General features: G+C 67.6%; 2 protein-coding genes. One reads left to right on the forward strand and one right to left on the reverse strand.

Features of this window, described 5'->3' with window-relative positions:
• Positions 1 to 521 (forward strand): prolyl oligopeptidase family serine peptidase (locus V6M50_RS16840; protein WP_332819737.1); only part of this gene is annotated, 521 nt, incomplete at its 5' end.
• A gap of 14 nt (positions 522 to 535) precedes the next feature.
• Here the strand turns inward: V6M50_RS16840 and V6M50_RS16845 are convergent.
• A partial coding sequence (locus V6M50_RS16845) for an asparagine synthase-related protein (RefSeq protein WP_332819738.1) occupies positions 536 to 2186 on the reverse strand: 1651 nt, incomplete at its 5' end.

Below are 2186 nucleotides of genomic sequence, written 5' to 3' on the forward strand. Positions count from 1 at the left end.
GGGTGGGCATGGGCGGGCTCAGCTTCGGCAGCGAGGTCACGCAATGGGTGGCGACGGAATCGGACCTGCTCGCAGCGGCATCGGAAGCCGCGCCGTCGATCACGCCTCTCTATTACCTGATCTCCAGCCTGCAGGGAGGCCGCTTCTTCACCGGGGCATACGCCGCATGGCGAATTCGCGCCCCGGAAGCGACGCCCGCGCAATGGAAGCGGATCTCGCCCACCTTCAACATGGACAGGATCCACGTTCCGATCCTTTACCAGATGCCCGAGGAGGAGTACCTGTTCGCGCTCGACTACCTCATCCCGATGATGCGCGAGCACAAGGCCGATCTCTACATCTTCCCCGACGAGACCCACCAGAAGTTCCTGCCCAGGCACAAGGCTGCCGCGTACGAGCGCAACCTCGACTGGTTCCGTTTCTGGCTGCAGGGCTACGAGTCCGCCGATGCCGGGAAGCGCGGTCAGTACGAGCATTGGCGGGCGATGCGGGATGCATTGCGGGGTGAAGGTTCGCGCTGAAGCGCCGCTTCGGCTCAATGCTGATGGCGCACCCAGTTTTCGATCGTGCACAGCTCGAAGATGCGGTGGAACGACTGGTCGCGAGGCGGCAAGCGGCGCTCGAAAAAGCTTGCGATGCTCTCCGTGTCCAGCAGGCTCCTCGCCTGCAGTTCACCTTCGAGCAGGAAGTCCCGCATTCCCTGCTTGTTCCGGCGCCAGGCGGCACCGAGGTACGGCGCGAAGTCGCCCTTGCTCCGCCGGTGGAGGATGGCGTGCGGCAGGTCGGCGGCGAAAGCGGCCCGGGCCACGGAACGGTTCCTGCCGCCGGCGATCCACATCCACGTCGGCGTCTTCAGGCAGGCCTCGATCACGGGTTGCGACAGCAACGGCATGCGCAATTCGCGCGATGGTCCGCGGCAGATGGAATGCCGGCACAACTGGTTACCGGCGAGGTGTTCGATGCGCCGACGGTCGCCGGGCAGCGCGCGCGGCGGTGCATCCAGCCATGGGTGGCGATCGGGCGCCATGATCGGCGCCTGCGGGTCCAGGAAAGCGGTGGAGGGCGCGGCGGTCGCGGGCGGCTTCATGATTTTCGCGAGCGTCAGGCGCATCGCCTTCCACAGGGTGCACTGGTGCAAGTGGGAAAGCTCGCGAATCGCCTTGACGCCGGCGCGGATGCCGAGCTCCCTGCAGGCATCGGCCGCCGGCGCCGCGTTGCCGAGATAGCAGAAAACGGTGTCGCCGCCCCCGCCCGAGAAGTGGCTGGCCACCGCCTCCGACGCGCCGATCGCGGTCATCGCCGCGTTGACCGCGTGCTGGAGGACGCCGATGCGCGGGGACACCGACCACGGTGGGGGCGCCGCATCGTAGCGGGCGAGTCCGAAGCCGAGCTCCTCCACCCGGAGCGTGACGCCCAGCGCATCCGCCATCAGGCCAGCGTATTGCCGCTCGTCGGCACCGGGCACGGGCGTCAGCAGCGTGCAGCACGACACCTCCGCGCTGGTGTCGCGTAGGCACGCGGCAAGGATCGAGGAATCGAGGCCGCCCGAAAGCTCGAGGAGAATGGATTGGTCGATCCTGGCCCATGCGTGGACTGCGGTCCTCACGCCTTGGCGGACACGCTCCGCGGCTTCGACCGGATCGCTGAACCTTTCTCCGGCGGCGACGAAATCCCACGGGGACCAGGCCTGCCCAACGGAGGCGGTCGAGCCGTCGACATGAAGCAAGCAGCCGGGCAGGAGTTCGCGGATGCCGGAAAGCGCGGTGCGATGCGTCATCGTATGCGGATACCGCAGGCACCAGGCGATGAAGTCCCAGTCGACCTGCTTTCGATACAACCCGGCATGGATTGCGAGCGAAATATCGGATGTCGCGAAGCGCACTCCGCGCTCCACCGAATACAAGCACGCGACGCCGCCCGACGGATCCCGCAGCATCGTCATGCTCCCGGGATCGTCCGCGGCAGGCTGGAACAGGACGTAGTCGCCCCAGCAGCGCTTCAACAGGAACTCGCGGAACTTCGCCTGGTCGCCCATCTCCGGGAAACTCGCGGCGGAGCGGAAAGGCGTTCCGCCGGCATCGAAGACACGCCCCACCAGCGCGCCGCCGCCCGGCACGGGCAGGACCGGCGTGTCCGCCGATGCGAAGAGCCGGACGGCGCCCGACAGCAGGCGGGGCACCAGGCCG

Source organism: Sphingopyxis sp., from assembly GCF_036675685.1.
Taxonomy (GTDB): domain Bacteria; phylum Pseudomonadota; class Alphaproteobacteria; order Sphingomonadales; family Sphingomonadaceae; genus Sphingopyxis.